Raw genomic sequence first — 16,945 nt, forward strand, 5'->3', positions numbered from 1 at the left:
GCGACGACCAGTTCGGGCTCGGTGCCCGCGGGCGCGGCCCGCAATGTGGCCGCCGCGCGGACCGCGGCCAACACCACCGGGCGCGCGGACCAATCGATGGGCGACGTCGCCGGTGACCGCTGGGCGAATCGTTCACCCGACCTCGGCAGGAGCACGATTCCGCGATGACGACATCGGCGACCGACACCTACGAGCGCCGCTCGTACGGGCTGTGGCAGAAACCGCGCAGCGCGGGCCTTTTCGGCCTGCGCTGGGAAGAGACCGTGATCGGTTTCGTCGTGGTGATCACGGCGCTGATCTGCGCGATGGTCGGTGGATTCAAATGGGGCTTCGTCGTCGGCGGGCTCGGTGCGCTGGTCATGGTGCCCCTGGTGTGGCGGACGGGGGGCCGCTCGGGCTATGAGACGGGACTGATGATGTTCAACTGGAGGCGCTCGCGCAACAACGGCGAGCACGTGTATCGCGGCGGCCGGTTCTCCCGGATCCCCGGCGGTGTCACGAAATTGCCAGGGCTGCTCGCTCCGTCGAAGCTCTATGAAGGCATCGACGCCGGCGGCTATCACTTCGGGATGATCCACCTGCCCGCGTTCGCGCAGTACACGGTGGTGTTGCGGGCCTGGCCGCAGGGGCACGAGGCAGTGGACCAGCCGGTGATCGATCGCTGGGTCGCGGCCTGGGGCACCTTCCTCGCCTCGGTCGGCCAGACCAGCGACATCGTCGCGGTGGTGCCGGTGATCGACACGGTGCCCGAGACCGGAAACCGTTTGCTCAACGAGGTTTCCACGATCACCCGCCCCGAAGCTCCCGATCTGGCCCAGCAGGTGATGTACGAGCTGGCCACCGAATTGCCGCAGGAGCGGGTGCAATTGCTGCCGCGGGTGGCGATCACGTTCAAGGCGACCACCGCCGAGCGGCGCAAGAATCCGGCCGAGGAAGCGGTGGAGATCGGGCGCAGGCTGCCCGGTATCTGCGCGGCGCTGGCCGAGGCGGGTGTGCGGGCGCAGCCGATGTCGGCCGAAGAGGTCATCTCCTTCATCCGCCGCAGCTACGACCCGGCCGCGCAGGCCGATCTCGAGGTGGCCGCGGCCGATCCCGGTGGGCACGGCCTCGGCTGGGACGACGCGGGCCCGGTGTCCTACGACGAGAAGTGGGATCACCTGATCCACGACGGTGGCCGCTCGGTGACCTGGGAGATGGACGCGGCGCCCGAGGGCGCGGTGGACGAGCGGGTACTGCAGCGGCTGCTCGCGCCCAATCCCGAAGTGCCACGCAAACGCATCGCGATCGTCTACCGGCCGCACTCGGCCGCCGACGCCGCCGAGATCGTCGACGACGACTTCAAGAACGCGCTCGTCGCGCAGCAGAGCGAACGCGGTGTGGTCTCGGCGGCGGCGACGTTGCGGGTCGGCGCCACCCAGCAGGCGCGCGAGGAACAGGCACGCGGACACGGTGTCACCCGTTTCGGCGCGCTGGTCACCATCACCGAACCGCTGCGCGGTGACCTGCCACGCATCGAGGCCATCACCCGTGACCTCTCCACGCAGGCGCGGCTCAAGATCCGGCGCTGCTACCGGTACCAGTCCGCGGCGTTCGCGGCATCTCTCGGTTGCGGCGTGATCCTGCCCGAACACGCAACCATTCCGAAGGCATTGGCGGGGTGAGGCGATTATGGGACGCGACTACGAACCCCCGGTGCGCGATCGCGACGATGTCGCGTTGCGCCCGGTCCACCGGCCGCCGCGCATCCGCGGCGAACGCGAGCCACGGCCCGCGGGGAGCGCGCCGCGCGTGAGCGACGACGTGCTCGGCCTCGACGAGCGCACCGAACGCGACGAGCGCGAGAGCTCGACGCGGGGATCACGCGTGCCCGAAGAACGTCCGTCGGGTGAGCGCAGGTCGCGTGAGGAACCGCGGGCCGACCGAGTCCGCCCGACCCGACCGCGTGGCGAGGAACCACGCAGGCCGAGGGAGGACGAGGACGGTCGTCTTCGCCCCCGTGGTGACGAGATGCGTGGTCGCGGTGACGGACCGCGCGCGCCCGGCCGCGAAGGTGCGGGGGAGCGCCGCACTCGGCGCCCGCATCCCGATGCCGATCGGGCCGCGCGGGCGCGGGCCGAACGTGGGCTGCGCGACGAGGACCACGGCCCACGTCTGGAACACCAACGCCCCCAGGGCGATCCGCGTCGACGGCCGAAGCAGGCCGAACCCAAGCTGACGAAGAAGAAGCCAAGGCCCGCGAAGGCGGTGCGCGCGATCCGGCCCGACGAGGCCGCCGACCGCGCGATGGGTTCGGGTCGGTCCGCGAAATCGACCAAGCCGGACCGGCGTTCGCAGTCGGGCCCGAGGCTGCTCGACGACGCCACCCGCGCCCGCTACGAGATGATCGCCCGGGAGCAGTCGGGTCTGCGGGCGGCGTGGGCGACCTTCCGGATCCACACCGACGATCTGCGTCGCAACAACGCGCACGCCCGCAGCGAGGCCGTCGTCAAGGACGGATTCGACCGCACCACCGCCGAATTGACCGACCGCGGCTACTCGGGCGCCGGCGGCGGCAAGATGAACGTCGTCGGCCGCCCGGTGGAGTATCGGGCCACCACCGCCCAGGTCGCGGGTCTGTGGCCGTGGTCGGTCGGTGCCGGCGCGCCGCTGATCGGCACCCCGCTCGGCTCGCATCTGCACACCGGCGCCCCGGTCTGCTTCGATCCGATGAACTGGTTCATGCGCGGCAGCTTCATCACCGCGCCCAGCCTGTTCGTGCTCGGCCTCAACGGTTTCGGCAAGTCCTCGCTCGTGCGCCGGATCGTGCTCGGCGGCATCGCCCAGGGCATCACCCCGCTGATCCTGGCCGACGTGAAACCCGACTACCGCAAGATGGTCGAACTCGTCGGCGGTCAGGTGATCGACCTCGGCTACGGGCACGGCAAGCTGAACCCACTGGCGGCGGGCGTACTCGGCTCGGTCGTGCCGCGGCTGGAAGACAAACCCGCGCTGCAACGTCAGGTGCTGCAGGATCTGCGGGCCAGGCAGGTGACACTGATCGCGGGCCTGGTGGAACTGGTCCGCGGCGCCCGCGTGGCCGACTTCGAGGAAACGCTGATCGCCACCGCGCTGCGCATCCTCTACCAGCCAGGCGGCTTCACCCCCGACAAGCCGCCGATCATGGAGAACCTGCTCGAGGTGATCGTCGGCGGCGGCGCCGAGATGATGCTCGACGCGGGCGCCGACAACAGCGACGAATACCAGAACGCGATCAAGGGGCTTCGCCGTTCGCTGCGCGCGCTCACCCAGGGCCCGTTCGGCGCGATCTTCAACGGCCAGACCAGCGTTCCCATCGACACCAGCGCCGTCGCGGTGTGCATCGACGTCTCGCACATCCCCAGCGGCGACAAGAAGCTCAAGGCCGCGGTCATGTTGGCCTGCTGGGCAGACGGTTTCGCCTCCGTCGAGGCCGCGCACGTGCTGGCCGACGCCGACCTCGGCCCGCAGCGCTACTTCCAGGTGGTGATGGACGAGCTGTGGCAGGTGCTCGGTCTCGGCGACTTCATGGTCGACCGCGTCGACGAGCTGACCCGTCTGCAGCGCGGCCTGGCCACCGCCCTGATCATGATCAGCCACACCATCAAGGACCTGCAGGCGCTCGGCTCGGACGCCGCGATCGCCAAGGCGATCGGCTTCCTGGAACGCGCGCGCGCCAAGATCTTCGGCGCGTTGCCCGCCGAGGAGATCAGCAGGCTCGACTCCACGGTGCCGTTCACCTCGGCCGAGCAGGAGATGGTGACCAGTTGGTCGGCGCCGCAGGCCCTCACCGGTGAGGCGCTCAAGCCCGGCCAGCAGCGGCCATCGCCGCCCGGCACCGGAAAGTTCTTGCTGAAGGTCGGCGAGGATCGTCGACCCGGTATCCCTTTCCACATGGAGTTCACGGTGTCGGAACGAGAAAGCGGAATCCACGACACGAATCAGCGCTTCAGCGAGTTCGGCGACAACCCACGTGGCACGCCGGACTACTCGAACGGGAGTGAGCAATGATGCCGCACCGGTCCTATCGCCGGGTCTCGCCGGAGGTCCGCAATGCCGCCGTCGCCCAGGTGGTCGCGCTGACCGACAAGTTGCGCAGCGAATCCGAGGCGTGCCGGATGGTCGCCGAACAGATCGGCGTGCACGCCAATTCGGTGCGCAACTGGGTCCGCGCGACCCAGGACCCGAGCCTGGACCGGCTGGACGCCACCGCGTTACGCCGCAAAGTGGCGCTGCTGCAACAACAGCTGGCCGCCGCCGCGGAGATGAACCGCACGCTCGCCGACACGCTCAACGAGTCCCGGCGACGCACATGAACTCCGCCGCGGCGGACGTTGCCGAAGTCGGCGCCCGCCGCGGAACGTGGGGAGGCGGCCGGTGAACGTCCGCACGATCATGATGACGGCGCTCGGTTCGGTCGTCGGGTTGGTGGCGCTGGTGCTGGTGATCGTGCTGCCGTCCTCGGATGAGACCTGCGAGACCGGCGATGTGCTGGTCGGATCGTCGGTGCCGACGCTGCCCCAACTCGGCGGCGACAATCGCGCGGGCGCGACCAGTGCTGCCGCACCGACATCGAATCCGGCGGTAACCGGCACGCCGGTGTTGGCCGCGGGTGTCGGTCCGCTGCGCCGCACGTTGCCGCTCGAGATCGGCACTTTCACCGTCTCCGACGTGTTCGGTTCGCGCGGCGGCGATCACAAGGGCATCGATATGGCCGCCACCGACGGGACCACGATCTACTCGGTATCCGACGGCAGGGTCGTCGCCGCCGGTCCCGCTTCGGGTTTCGGCAACTGGATCGTCGTCGATTCCGTCGACACCAATGGGCGCGCCTACTCCGCGGTCTACGGCCACATGTGGGACGCGGGCGTCAAGGTGCGCACCGGTCAGACGGTGACCGCGGGTCAGCCGATCGGGATGGTCGGTTCGGCCGGCGAATCCAGTGGCCCGCACCTGCATTTCGAGATCGTGCCCGGCGGCCGGTTCACCGGTGGCCGTCAGATCGACCCGATGCCGTGGCTCGACGGCGCACCCACCCCGGATGTCGGCGGCGCGCGGGCGTTTTCGAGCGATCCGAACTGTGTGCGTGGATTCGGCAGCGCCGGTGGGGCGCTGGCCGACGGGAAGGTGCCCGCCGAGCTCGAGATCTGGTATCGCCGCGCGGGAACCGTGTGCCCGGAGATCTCGTCGTCGCTGCTGGCCGCGCAGGCCAAGCAGGAGTCGGGATTCCGGCGCGGTCTCACCTCGCCCGCGGGTGCCCAGGGCCTGGCCCAGTTCCTGCCCGGCACGGCCGCGAGCATCAATCCCGAGGACGGTCAGCCCTACATCATCGATGCCGACGGCAACGGTTCGGCCAGCGTGTGGGACGACGGCGACGCGATCATCGGCCAAGCCCGCTACATGTGCTCGATCGCCCACAAGATCGCCGGGTGGATGGCCGCCGGTCGCGTCTCGGGCGACCTGGCCGCGCTCACCCTGGCCGGCTACAACGCCGGTGAGGGCGCGGTGCTGGCCTCCGGGGGGATGCCCAATCAGTATGCGGCGCACTATTCCGAGACCAGGCCCTACGTCACCAACATCTTGTCGATGGAGCCGCAGTACCGGGCGCCCGGCGCGCAAGGCCGATTCACCCCGGGGCAGGGGTCCGACGGCGAACAGATCGTCGAGGCCGCCCACGACTGGCTCGGCACCCCGTACGTGTGGGGTGGCGGCGGCGCGCAAGGGCCGAGCGGCGGCGGATTCGACGGGCCGGGACTGACCGCCGCGGCGGTGTTCGCCGCGTCCTCGGGCAAGGTCACGTTGCCGCGCACCGCGGAACAGCAGTGGGAGGCGGGCCGGGAGGTGCCGATCGCGAAGGCGGCGGTCGGTGATCTGGTGTTCAGCGGGTTCGGACGGCAGGGACCGACCCAGGTCGGGATCTACGCGGGCAACGGCAGGCTGATCCAGGCGGTGCCACCGACGAGCAACCGCGGTGGCGGGGGTGTCGCCGAGGTGGCGGTGCCCGGCGACGCACGGGCGAGGAGGATGTTGTGAGGGCGCGACCAGCGATAACCTGGTGGGAGAGAACACGAATCCACACAAGTGGGGCGGTGATGCTCGTGGTTGTCCTGCTCTCGGTCCCTGCCTGCGGTGGCGACGCCGAGCCGTCGCGCCCTGAGGCCACCTCCACCACCCGCCTGCTCGAAGCCGCGGTCGACCCGACCACTCCCGACGGGGTCGCGGTCGTCGCGCTGCGCGAGGTCTACACCTGGAACCCCGTCACCGAGCAACCGGGATCCTCGCTACAGCGCGCGCGAGAATGGTTGGGGCCCAGCATGATACGTATGTTGGACAGCTCGATCGGCGCCACCGAGACCCCGAAACCGTCGCTGCAGTGGGCGGACTGGGCGAGGGCGAAGGCGCATGTGGAGGCGTTCACCTTCGCCTCGGGGGAGCCGGCGCCCGCGAGCGCCGATCCCACGGTGGCGCAGTACAAGATCGGCATCGAACAAACGGTCGTCTACCCCAACGGACGCACCGAAGCCCTACCGCCGAGCACGGTCATCGCGACCGTGGTGCAGACGCCGCAAGGCTGGCGTCTCGACGCGTTCCGCTGACCACACACCACGTCCACACAAGGAGGCACCCGTGGCGAAGAAGAAGGTGACGGATCCGGCCGCGGTCGGACCCGACACGACGCTGATCATGATCGTGTTCGGGTTCGCGGTGCTGATCACCCTCGCGGTCGCCCTGCATCTGGGCAACGCGCTGGCGGTTGTACCGCAGTCCATTCCGATCAACCCGATCGCGGTGGTCGCCGATCTGGCGCGGGGCAAGCTGCACTGGCCACGTGCGTCGACGGTGATCGTGTTGTTGGTGATCGCGTCGGCCATCGCGTATGTGGTGATCCGCAAGCGGTTGCAGAAGCGTGCGGTCGTGGGGCGGTTGGCAATCGACGACAAAGCCGACTACATGGGTGTCGGTAGCGCGATCGGGTCGATCACCGAGGCCGGAGTCAGGGAGAAGGCGAAGGATCTCGGCGTGCGGCTCGGGACCGGCGACGCGCCCGGGGTACCGATCGGAATCGCGGTTGCCGACGGCACCCCGCTCTACGGCTCCTACGAAGACCTCCATCTCGATATCTGGGGGCCTCGACAGGGCAAGTCGACATCACGGGTGATTCCGGCGATCCTGTCCGCGATCGGGCCGGTGCTGGCGACATCGAACAAGCGCGACGTCGTCGACGCGACTCGTGACGTGCGCGAAGACAAGGGCAGCCGCACGTTCGTCTTCGACCCGCAGGGCGTCGCCGGTGAACGACCGACCTGGTTCTGGGATCCGCTGGCCTGGGTCAACTTCCGCACCGAAGGCTGCGAGATGCGGGCGGCGCGATTGGCCGGTCACTTCGCCGACGCCGAGACCGGCGGCAGTGCCGACGACGGCGACAACTTCTTCGATCCCGAGGCAGAGGACCTGCTCGCCGCGTTCTTCCTCGCCGCCGCGATCGCGGGCAAACCGATCACCCAGGTGTGGGAATGGGTGACCAACCCGCAGAACACCGAGGCGATCGAATACCTTCGCAGCGCCGAACACCACTTCACCGCGTCCGGTCTGGCCATGCAGTACAACGCCGACCAGCGCACCAGGAGTGGCATTTTCGGTACCGCCAAGAAAATGATCCGCTGCTTGCAGTTGTCGAATGTGCATCCGTGGATCACGCCGGCCGACGGTGTTCGCCCCCAGTTCGACGAGCTGGAGTTCATCGAACGCAACGGCACGCTGTACTGCCTGTCGCTCGAGGGGCGCGGTTCGGCCGCACCGCTGGTGAGCGCGCTGACCGAGGCCGTCATCGATGTGGCCATGCGCAAGGCCTCGCGGTCGTCGGGTGGGCGGTTGCCGATCCCGCTGCTCGCGGTGCTCGACGAGGCCGCCAACGTGGTCCGCTGGAAGGATCTGCCCAAGCAGTACAGCCACTTCGGATCGCGCGGCATCGTGGTGATGACCGTGCTGCAGTCGTGGGCGCAGGGTGCTCGCTGCTGGGGCGAGGCCGGAATGAGCGCGCTGTGGTCCGCGGCCAATATCAAAGTCCTCGGCAGCGGGGTCGACGACATGGCCTTCCTGCGCGACCGATCCGAGGCGATCGGCGAGTACGACTCGATCTCGTCGTCGATGTCGCAGTCGGGCAACAGCAAGAGCTACTCGCGCTCGCTGAGCTCCTCGGTGACCTTCACCCCACAGGGCCTGGCGACGCTACCGCGCGGTCGTGCCGTCGTGTTCACCTCCGGTCAGCCTGCCGTGCTGGTGCGGACGGTGCCGTGGTGGGAATCGGAATACTCCGAGGCGGTCAAGAAGTCGATCGAGCAGAACGATCCGACTCGCAAAACCCGGATAGACGACCTGTTCGGGTCCCCGTCGCTAGCGAAATCCAGTCCGCCGGAAGAGATCGGTGAAGTCGAGGAGGTCAAGCCGCTGTGAGCAACGATTTTTCGGATACGGACCGGCAGGAGCGGGTCTATGCCGGGGTGAGCGAGTTCGTCCGCGAATACCTGAGCCAGCTCTATCGTCGTCAGGTCACCGATATCAGCGATACCGTGTGGTGCCCGGAATGGTGGCGCCACCCCGAGGCCGCCGTGCGCCTGGACGCGCTGTGGCAGGCGTGGGAGCACTACCGGATGAAAGGCGGCCCCGGTATCAGCGTGTGGTTCCTCGAACACGCCGATCCCCACATGATCAAGCTGTTCGACCCGCGTGGGCCGTTCAAATACTGCAGCGTGCGCAACGGGCACAAAGAGATGCTCACGTCGTTGCCGGTGGAGAAGCCGGACCTGGATCAGTGGACCGAGCCCGATAATGGGCTGTGGGACAAGGGCGCTGTTCCCGGCGCCTGAGCCGAGCACGATCTCGGCGGGGCAGCTCCCCGGCGCCGCCGAGATCAGCGTCCGCGTTCGATCCCTCGTTCGATGCCGCGCTCGAGGCCACGTGCCCGCGCGGGCATGTTCCGCGTACCCGCGTCGCGCAGCCGGATCGCTTCCTCGGGAGAAATCCCGTGGCCCATCTCGACCAGCATTCGGACCTGGCTCAGTTCGGGGGCGACACCGGCTCGCTGCAGATGCGCCGCGATCGCCGCGCGCCGCTCGGTGGAGTCGTAGCCGACTGCCTGTCCCGCGCTGCTCGAGTGCCCGGCAGCGCTCGCGGCGAAGGGGGAGCCCGACTCCTTGTTGAGGCTGACGCCGCGTGATTCGACTCCGCGCGATTCCACCGTGCGCGAGCCCACCGACATCATCTGCACGAGTTCGATATTGCGCGGATCCTTGGCCTTGAGATCGCGCGCCTCGCGGATCTGCAACTCCCGCGCTTCCTTCATCTTGGCCTCGATCGCCTTCGCGCGTGACTCGGCGTCTTTCTGACCGTGTTCACGCGACTTGAGGGCGACCAGGGTGGCCATCTGCAGCATGATGCGCATCATGGACGCCGTTTCGCTGCCGATGTCGTCGAGTTCCGCCATGACTGCTCCCCGATGCTGCTGTGGAAGTGGACATCTGAGCCTACCGCGCGAAGGACACGATGCGATGTCCGGCGGGGCCGACCGGTGGCCGAAAAAGTGCGGGTGACCGGGTCGTGGGCCGAATGAATCGTAGGGTTGCCTAGCCTCTGATGATCTTCTTCGCACGTCGGGGCCAGAAAAGTGGAAACGGACCGGACACGCGAGCGTGTCCGGTCCGTTGTGTCGCTGAGAAAGGCGGCGTCAGCCCACCTTGACAGTGTTGAACGAGATCGGGATGGCGGGCCCACCGTCCTCGGCGCCGCCCTTGACGCCGCCGCTCGCGACCTTGTCCAGGGTGGCCAAGCCCGCTTCGTCGATCGTGCCGAAAATGGTGTAGTTCGGCGGCAGCTGCGTGTCACCGAAGACCAGGAAGAACTGGCTTCCGTTGGTGCCCTTGCCCTCCGACGAGGTACCGGCGTTGGCCATGGCGACCAGGCCGCGCTTGTAGTTCACCGGCTGCTGGAGCGCCGGGTCACCGGCGGCGAACAGATCGGTCGGGTATTCGTTGTCGAAGCTGTAGCCGGGGCCACCCATGCCGGTGGCCGCGGGGTCACCGCACTGCAGGATGCCGAAGCCCGGCGTCGCCACGATGCGGTGGCAGCTGGTCTTGTCGAAGTAGCCCTGCTGGGCCAGGCTCACCAGCGAGTTCACCGTGCAGGGTGCCTGTGCGCTGTTGAGCGACAACCCGATCGGGCCCTGCGTGGAATCGATCGCGACCTTGACCTCGGGGCCGTCGGTGGCGACCGAGGTCGTGGCCGGCGCGGTGACGGGCTTCGCGGGGGGTTCTTGGCCCACCGGGTAGCTGCAGTCGACGGTCGCGGGCTTGGCCGCGGCCGGCGGCGGACCGGGGATGTCGAGGGGGGTGTTGACGAACTGGGTCGTCGGCACCGCCGAGGACGACTCGGCGGTCGCCGACTCGCTGTCGTCGCCTCTGGTGAGGAAATACACGCCGGTCGCGGCGGCCGCGACGACTATCACACCCAGTACCGAGCCCGCGATCGTCAAGCGCTTGCGCTTCTTCTCCTGCTCGGCCCGTCGTGCCAGCTGGCGCTCCAGCTTGCGCTTGGCCGCCGCCCGTCGCTGTTCGTTACTCGGCACTACCGCGTTCCTCCCGTGTTCGTCAGGTTCGTCTAGAGGGTAACCGGTTGGACGCGGAGGGCGCCCGTGGGGAAAACTGGACCATCGTGACCAAGACCAGCAGCTTCACCGCCCCGAAGGGGGTCCCCGACTACCTGCCGCCCGGTTCGGCCGAGTTCGTCGCCGTGCGCGACGGCTTGATCCACGCCGCCCGACTGGCAGGGTACGGGCATGTCGAGCTGCCGGTATTCGAACAGACCGCCCTGTTCGCACGGGGTGTCGGCGAGTCGACCGACGTGGTCAGCAAGGAGATGTGGACCTTCGCCGACCGCAACGGCGAGAGCTTCACCCTTCGTCCCGAAGGCACCGCGGGCGTGATGCGCGCGGTGATCCAGCACGGTCTGGACAAGAGCGGTCAGCTGCCGGTGAAACTCTGCTACGCCGGTCCGTTCTTCCGGTACGAGCGCCCGCAGGCCGGTCGGTACCGGCAGTTGCAGCAGGTCGGCATCGAGGCGATCGGCATCGACGATCCCGCCCTCGACGCGGAGGTCATCGCGATCGCCGACGCCGGGTTCCGCTCGCTCGGCCTGGACGGGTTCCGCCTCGAGATCACCTCGCTCGGCGACGAGACGTGCCGTCCGCAGTACCGCGAACTGCTGCAGGAGTTCCTCCGTGGGCTGCCACTGGACGAGGAGACCCAGCGCCGCGCCGAGATCAACCCGCTGCGCGTGCTCGACGACAAGCGTCCGGAAGTGCGTGAGCTGACCGCGAACGCGCCGTTGATGATCGACCACCTCTCGGAGTCGGCGAAGGCCCATTTCGAGCAGGTTCTCGGCCACCTCGACGCGCTCGGCGTGCCGTATGTGGTGAACCCGCGCATGGTGCGTGGCCTGGACTACTACACCAAGACCACGTTCGAATTCGTGCACGATCAGCTCGGCGCGCAGTCGGGCATCGGCGGCGGTGGGCGCTACGACGGGCTGATGGCCGAACTCGGCGGACAGCCGCTGTCGGGCATCGGTTTCGGCATCGGTGTCGACCGGACCGTGCTGGCGCTCGCGGCCGAGGGCAAGTCGGCGGCCGATCCGGCGCGCTGCCAGGTCTACGGCGTCGCGCTCGGTGACGCCGCCAAGGCGAAGCTGGTCGCGCTGGCCGGTGAGCTGCGCGCGGCCGACATCAGCGTCGACCTGGCCTATGGCGGACGCGGGATGAAGGGCGCGATGAAGGGCGCCGACCGTTCGGGGGCGAAATACACCCTCGTGCTCGGTGATCGCGATCTCGCCGAGAACACCATCGGCGTCAAGGAGATGGCGACCGGCGAGCAGCGGTCCGTCCCGCTCGACGGCGTCGTCGCGGTGCTGCGCGGGGAGCTCGGGTAGCGGGCTGCCGCGGTCGGTGGGGCGCGGTAATCTGACCGCGCCACACCGGGTGGGCCGGTGGCGGGTGGAGAGGGTCATCGTGGACGGGCAATCCGGGCAGTCGTCGGCGACGGAACCGGTGGGTATCGACCTTGTGGCGCCCGAGGTGTTCGCGCCGATGTTGCGCAGGCTCGCGCTGGCCGCGCTCGGAGTCGGCGTCGGGGCGACGCTGCTGTCGGCGGTCTGGCTGAGCTGGCCGTACGCGATCCTGATCGGACTGGCCGTCGCGGTCCCGACCATCGGCTACGTGTTCGCGTTCCAGCGTCGCCGAATGTGGTTGAGCGGCACCGTGATCCGCGCACATCGCCTGTTCGGCGAACATACCCTCGACCTCGCCGACGCCACTGGCGTGCACCTGCTGGTGTACCCCGCACGGCTCAGTCGCATCGCCTTGCGGGTCACCGCGGGCGGCGACACCCAATTGGTGCCCCTGGCGATGTATACCGATGTGGGTAGCGGACGCGAACTGCACCTACTCGGCCTGCGCAAACTCGCCGACGCGCTCGCCGCCAGCGAACTCGTCGCCGCGATCGCGATCTCGGAAGTACTGGTGCAGCAGCTGCGCGCCGAGGCGCGCGATGCGGGTCTCGAGGAACGCCCGCTGTATCGCGCGGTGCGGTCGGTGCGCAGCAAGGACAGTGTTTCGCCGGTAGTCCTCAGCGATTCCGAGGTCGCCGCACTCGGCTGAACCTCTCGTTGTCGGATCCGAGGGCGGTCAGCCGAAGAGAGCGAGTTGCGCGCTCTGTGGCGTGGCAGGGGGAGTGGCTGGTGTTGTGCGGCCTTGGGTCTGACGGAGGCCGTGGTGCGTCAGCAGGGGGTTCACCCGGTCGCGTAGCCAGTCGCGGTAGAGCGGGGTGACGTTGCCGCCGCGGGCGTAGAGCTGGCGGTAGCGGCGGATGAGCGCGGGGTGTTCGGTGGCGAGCCAGGTGAGGAACCAGTCCCGGGTGGGGCCGCGCAGGTGCATCGGGAAGGCCATGGCGCTGGACGCGCCCGCGTCGGAGATCGCGGCGAACAGGGCCTCGAGATGGGCCCGGCTGTCAGTGAGGCACGGGATGATCGGCGCGGCCATGACATGGACGATGAAGCCCGCGTCGGCCAGCGCGCGGACCAGGTCGAGGCGGGCGCGCGGTTCGGGGGTGCCCGGTTCGAGGCTGTGGTGCAGATCGGGATCGAGGATGGCGATCGACACCGCGACGCTCACCTCGACGCGCCGGGCCGCCTCGGTGAGTAGCGGGAGGTCGCGGCGCAGCAGCGGGCCTTTGGTGAGGATGGAGAACGGGGTGCCCGAATCGGCGAGCGCGGTGATGATGCCGGGCATCAAGCGGTATCGGCCCTCGGCACGTTGATAGGGGTCGGTGTTGGTGCCGAGCGCCACCGCCTCGCGCTGCCAGGACCGGCGCATGAGCTCACGGCGTAGCACCGCGGCGATATTGGTCTTCACCACGATCTCGGAATCGAAATCCTCGCCCGCGTCGAGGCCGAGATATTCGTGGCTGCCGCGCGCGAAGCAATAGCGGCAGGCGTGCGAGCAACCGCGCATCGGGTTGATCGTCCAGCGGAAGGGCAGCGCGGAGCTCTCCGGCATCTTGTTCAGCGCGCTCTTGCACAGCACCTCGTGGAAGGTGATGCCGTCGAACTCGGGGGTGCGGACGGAGCGAACCAGCCCGGCCCTGGTCAGGCCGGGCAGCGCGCCGTCATCGGCGTCCAGGGTCTGAGCTTGCCACCGCACCCCACGAGTCGAACATTTGTTCGAACAGGTGTCAAGCCTGACGCGACGCCCGCAGGAAGTCGACGAGGTCGTTGACGGTCTCCAGGGTCGGACGCGGGCGGTAGCCGAGTTCGCGTTCGGCCTTGCCGTGATCGACGGTCGGCGCCGAGATCAGCGCGCCCATGGCGGCTTTGGACATGATGTCGGAGCCGAGGCGCCTGCTGATCGGCTCGAGCACCGGCATCATCGCGCCGACCGCCTTCGCCGGGATGACGAAGCGTGGACCCTTGGCGCCGGTGCGGGCCGCGGCCATCCGGCACAGGTCGACCATCGTGATCATCTCGCCGCCGAGCAGGTAGTTCTCGCCGGTGCGGCCCTTCTCGCCAGCCAGAATCAGGCCGTGGGCGACATCGCGCACGTCGACCAGATCGAAGCCGCCACCGATCATCACCGGAACTCGGCCACGCATCGCCTGGCCGGCGGCGGAGTTGATGCGCGAGAGCCGGTCCAGGTGGTCGACCGGACCGTAGACGCCGGTCGGATTCACGATCACCGCGTCGAGTCCACGTTCGATCACCGGCCGCAACGCCAGTTCGCCGGACCACTTCGACCGGTCGTACACCGGCAGGCTGGGATCGTCGGAGCGGCCGGAGGTCTCGTCGATGTGCCCGCCCGCGCGGTACTGATCGAAGGCGTGGATCGAGCTGGTGTGGACGAACCGACGCACACCCGATTCCAGCGCCGCCTCGGCGGTGACGCGCACGCCTTCGGTGTTCACCCGCCACGCCAGATCGTTGCGTTCGGCGAGGGTGATCAGCGCGACGAGGTGGTAGACCACCTCGGCGCCCGCCAGCACCGTACGCATCGACGCGGGGTCGAGCACATCGCCTTCGACCCAGGTCACGGCCGGATCGGCGGTGGTCGGGGCTACGCGGTCGATCGCGACGACCTCGTGGCCGCGCTCGACGAGCAGAGGGATCAAGTTGGTACCGAGGTAGCCGGCTGCGCCGGTCACTGCGACCTTCATGAGCCCGAGGATATAGAACATGTTCTAGTTTTGATAGTCGATCGACCAGATCGAACGTGGCACGACTCGAAAACTGTCGGGGAATTCGGCTATATTTGGCGCCAATCGCAGTTGGGCGGTCGCGTCGGGAGTTTCGCGTCCGCCGTTGCCTTCTGTAGTGCAGACTTTTCACGACGAGTTGGGGGGATTCGCATGACTGATCTCTCGGTGCAAACCGGAGAGGTCGCCGCGTTCGCGGCGACCAATGGCGGGGTGGCGGCACAGGTCGCCGCGGCGGGCAATATCGACTTGGTCGCCAGCGTGTCGGCGGCGACGCCGGTGTTCGGCCTCATCGGCGCCGATTACCTGGCGATGTTCGCGGCGGCACAAGCGTTGCAGGCCAAGGACATCAACGACCTGTCGGCCAAGTTCAGCTCGCTCTCGGACGCGGCTTTCAAGTCGTCGGTGACCTTCGAGTCGACCGATATCGACAACGCCGCCGAACTCGCGCGTCAGGCTGCTGGGCTCGGGGGTCCTGCGTGAAGCCGCTGAGTTCGGACACCGGCGTCATCGCTCCCGACGCTGCCATGGCGGCCGCCGATGCCGCGACCGCGTCGGTGATGGGTGCGGCACCGCTCGACGCGCAGGCGATTCTGGATGTGTCGCTGATGCAGGTGCCCGAGGATGTGGCGGCCGACGAGGAAGCGGTCTTCACGCTCGCGCAGAAGATCACCGACGAAGCCCAGAACGGCAGCATGTCGCCCGCCGGGTTGGGCGGGCTCGGCACCGGCGTGCAACCCCAGGACATCCTGTCCGGCGTCGCCGAGGACGCCTCGTCCGCGCTCAGTGGCCTGCAGGGCACGGTGGCTCAGGTCGCGGCGCCCGCGTCGGCCGCCGCACTGACCGCGTTCGACCAGGCCAAGTCCGCGCTCACCGGAACATCGGGCGCCGGCGCCGCGAACACCTCTGGCGCGAGCACGTCCGCCGCCGCGACGACACTGACCGAAGATCCGGTCGCCGCGCTGATGAGCGGACTGTCGCTGCCCGCGCTGCCCGGCATCGACACCCTGTTCCAGCCGTTCCTCGACCTGCTCAGCAGCTTCGGTACCGGTGTTTTCAGCGGGCTGGACCCGACCACGATCCTGAGCAACTCCTCTGCGGTGATCGAGCAGGCGATGAGCCTGGCCCAAGGTGGGGTGAAGACCGTTCAGCAGGTGTGGGAAGGTCAGGCCGCCGACGCGGCGACCACCGCCAGCCAGCAGGCGCAGACCCAGGGGCAGGACACCAGTCAGCGCGGCATCGACATCTCCGCGCTCACGCAGCAGGCGGCCGCTGTGGTGCAGACCGGCAACGCGCAGCTCACCACCATCGCCACCACCTTCGCGGCCCAGGCCACCGCGCTCGCGCCGACGATCATGCTGCCGCCGACCCAGGCCACCCTGATCGGCTTGGCCACTACGCATCTCGGTGACGCGGTGTCGGTCGTCAATGTCACCCGTGGACAGTTGATGGGCTACACCGGTGAACTCAGCGGCGTCGTCGGGCAGCTCGCCAGTCAGAGCGGCTTGCCCTCGCCCGAGGAAGTCCTCTCCGCCGCCTCGGAGAACATCGGCGAACCGCTGCTCACCCAGGCCGAGGAAGCCCTCACCGGCGGCGGCGACTCCTCCACCACCGCAGCGAGCACCACCGCGGGCACCACCTCTCCCGGCTCGACGACAGCGTCGAGCCTCGGCTCCGGTGGTTCCGGTGGCAGCGGCGGCGGTTCCGGCGCCTCGCTCGGCGCGCTCGGGACCGCGCGGGGTGGTGCGGGCGGCAGTTCCGCGGGCACCCCGAGCGCGGGTACGCCGAAGACCACCGCGGCCGTGCCGGGTGCGGCGGTCCCCGCCGGTCGAGTGATGCCCACCGTCAACGCGATGGGCTCCGGCACCACCACGGCCGCGAGCACCGGCGGTACCTCCGGCATGATGGGCGGCGGCGCGGGAGCGGGCGGCGGCGCGGGCCGTGGCAACAACGAGGAAGAACACGGTCGTACCGTGCAGCCCTACCAGAGCCGCACCGGCAACGACGATCTCACCGGTCCGCTGGGTGAATCCACACCCGACGTCATCGGTGCCGTCCACGAGGACGAACGCGACGAGGACGCGACCGCGGATCGCTTCTGACCCGAAGGGGCTCACCGGTGGAAACCGGCGAGCCCC

At 68.8% G+C, this 16,945-nt stretch carries 15 protein-coding genes; 11 read left to right on the plus strand and 4 right to left on the minus strand.

Annotation, left to right across the window (positions count from 1 at the left end):
- Positions 1 to 164: 164 nt before the first annotated feature.
- From NS1_RS07785 to NS1_RS07815, 7 genes are all read left to right on the plus strand, one after another.
- Positions 165 to 1,661 carry an SCO6880 family protein gene (locus NS1_RS07785; RefSeq protein ID WP_056810708.1) on the plus strand — a complete coding sequence of 499 codons (1,497 nt, stop codon included), beginning with the start codon at positions 165 to 167 and terminating at the stop codon, positions 1,659 to 1,661.
- 7 nt (positions 1,662 to 1,668) lie between these two features.
- The gene (locus NS1_RS07790) at positions 1,669 to 4,026 is read left to right on the plus strand and encodes a hypothetical protein (RefSeq protein WP_084503590.1); all 2,358 of its coding nucleotides are present in this window, start codon (positions 1,669 to 1,671) and stop codon (positions 4,024 to 4,026) included.
- On the plus strand, positions 4,023 to 4,331 hold the full coding sequence (locus NS1_RS07795; RefSeq protein WP_062982964.1) for a transposase: 309 nt from the start codon (positions 4,023 to 4,025) through the stop codon (positions 4,329 to 4,331). Before NS1_RS07790 ends, NS1_RS07795 begins: the two co-directional genes overlap by 4 nt.
- 61 nt (positions 4,332 to 4,392) lie before the next feature.
- A complete protein-coding gene (locus NS1_RS07800; RefSeq protein ID WP_062982966.1) occupies positions 4,393 to 6,048 on the plus strand; it encodes a peptidoglycan DD-metalloendopeptidase family protein in 1,656 nt (551 codons plus the stop codon).
- 59 nt (positions 6,049 to 6,107) lie between these two features.
- On the plus strand, positions 6,108 to 6,611 hold the full coding sequence (locus tag NS1_RS07805; RefSeq protein ID WP_082844168.1) for a hypothetical protein: 504 nt from the start codon (positions 6,108 to 6,110) through the stop codon (positions 6,609 to 6,611).
- Positions 6,612 to 6,642: 31 nt separating this feature from the next.
- The gene (locus NS1_RS07810; RefSeq protein ID WP_062982967.1) at positions 6,643 to 8,469 is read left to right on the plus strand and encodes a type IV secretory system conjugative DNA transfer family protein; all 1,827 of its coding nucleotides are present in this window, start codon (positions 6,643 to 6,645) and stop codon (positions 8,467 to 8,469) included.
- Positions 8,466 to 8,882 (plus strand): DUF4913 domain-containing protein, encoded by a 417-nt coding sequence (locus tag NS1_RS07815; RefSeq protein WP_056810698.1) that lies wholly within the window; start codon positions 8,466 to 8,468, stop codon positions 8,880 to 8,882. The genes NS1_RS07810 and NS1_RS07815 overlap by 4 nt, the downstream gene beginning before the upstream one ends.
- 44 nt (positions 8,883 to 8,926) lie before the next feature.
- On the opposite strand, the gene NS1_RS07820 is transcribed toward NS1_RS07815, so the two are convergent.
- Both NS1_RS07820 and NS1_RS07825 read right to left on the minus strand, forming a co-directional pair.
- A complete protein-coding gene (locus tag NS1_RS07820; protein WP_056810695.1) occupies positions 8,927 to 9,499 on the minus strand; it encodes a hypothetical protein in 573 nt (190 codons plus the stop codon).
- Positions 9,500 to 9,739: 240 nt separating this feature from the next.
- Positions 9,740 to 10,636 (minus strand): peptidylprolyl isomerase, encoded by an 897-nt coding sequence (locus tag NS1_RS07825; protein ID WP_062982969.1) that lies wholly within the window; start codon positions 10,634 to 10,636, stop codon positions 9,740 to 9,742.
- 86 nt (positions 10,637 to 10,722) lie between these two features.
- Here NS1_RS07825 and hisS point away from each other — a divergent pair, with 86 nt between their 5' ends.
- Both hisS and NS1_RS07835 read left to right on the plus strand, forming a co-directional pair.
- Positions 10,723 to 11,994 (plus strand): histidine--tRNA ligase, encoded by a 1,272-nt coding sequence (hisS, locus tag NS1_RS07830; protein WP_062983478.1) that lies wholly within the window; start codon positions 10,723 to 10,725, stop codon positions 11,992 to 11,994.
- 118 nt (positions 11,995 to 12,112) lie between these two features.
- Positions 12,113 to 12,721 (plus strand): hypothetical protein, encoded by a 609-nt coding sequence (locus NS1_RS07835; protein WP_255284455.1) that lies wholly within the window; start codon positions 12,113 to 12,115, stop codon positions 12,719 to 12,721.
- Between the two features lie 27 nt (positions 12,722 to 12,748).
- Here NS1_RS07835 and NS1_RS07840 read toward each other — a convergent pair whose 3' ends face one another.
- Together NS1_RS07840 and NS1_RS07845 are read right to left on the minus strand one after the other, a co-directional pair.
- On the minus strand, positions 12,749 to 13,762 hold the full coding sequence (locus NS1_RS07840) for an Rv2578c family radical SAM protein (RefSeq protein WP_062982971.1): 1,014 nt from the start codon (positions 13,760 to 13,762) through the stop codon (positions 12,749 to 12,751).
- A 31-nt stretch (positions 13,763 to 13,793) separates the two neighbouring features.
- On the minus strand, positions 13,794 to 14,768 hold the full coding sequence (locus tag NS1_RS07845; protein ID WP_062983483.1) for an NAD-dependent epimerase/dehydratase family protein: 975 nt from the start codon (positions 14,766 to 14,768) through the stop codon (positions 13,794 to 13,796).
- Positions 14,769 to 14,960: 192 nt separating this feature from the next.
- Here NS1_RS07845 and NS1_RS07850 point away from each other — a divergent pair, with 192 nt between their 5' ends.
- Together NS1_RS07850 and NS1_RS07855 are read left to right on the plus strand one after the other, a co-directional pair.
- Complete coding sequence (locus NS1_RS07850) at positions 14,961 to 15,290, plus strand: type VII secretion target (RefSeq protein WP_062982973.1); 330 nt, start codon at positions 14,961 to 14,963, stop codon at positions 15,288 to 15,290.
- On the plus strand, positions 15,287 to 16,909 hold the full coding sequence (locus NS1_RS07855) for a hypothetical protein (protein ID WP_062982975.1): 1,623 nt from the start codon (positions 15,287 to 15,289) through the stop codon (positions 16,907 to 16,909). Before NS1_RS07850 ends, NS1_RS07855 begins: the two co-directional genes overlap by 4 nt.
- The last annotated feature ends 36 nt before the right edge of the window (positions 16,910 to 16,945 follow it).

Source organism: Nocardia salmonicida NBRC 13393 (genome assembly GCF_001613085.1).
GTDB classification, from domain to species: Bacteria; Actinomycetota; Actinomycetes; order Mycobacteriales; family Mycobacteriaceae; genus Nocardia; species Nocardia salmonicida.

Coding starts and splice junctions, on each gene's coding strand:
- NS1_RS07785 (WP_056810708.1), top strand. CDS start 165: ATGACGACATCGGCGACCGACACCTACGAGCGCCGCTCGTACGGGCTG.
- NS1_RS07790 (WP_084503590.1), top strand. CDS start 1,669: ATGGGACGCGACTACGAACCCCCGGTGCGCGATCGCGACGATGTCGCG.
- NS1_RS07795 (WP_062982964.1), top strand. CDS start 4,023: ATGATGCCGCACCGGTCCTATCGCCGGGTCTCGCCGGAGGTCCGCAAT.
- NS1_RS07805 (WP_082844168.1), top strand. CDS start 6,108: ATGCTCGTGGTTGTCCTGCTCTCGGTCCCTGCCTGCGGTGGCGACGCC.
- NS1_RS07820 (WP_056810695.1), bottom strand. CDS start 9,499: ATGGCGGAACTCGACGACATCGGCAGCGAAACGGCGTCCATGATGCGC.
- NS1_RS07845 (WP_062983483.1), bottom strand. CDS start 14,768: ATGAAGGTCGCAGTGACCGGCGCAGCCGGCTACCTCGGTACCAACTTG.
- NS1_RS07850 (WP_062982973.1), top strand. CDS start 14,961: ATGACTGATCTCTCGGTGCAAACCGGAGAGGTCGCCGCGTTCGCGGCG.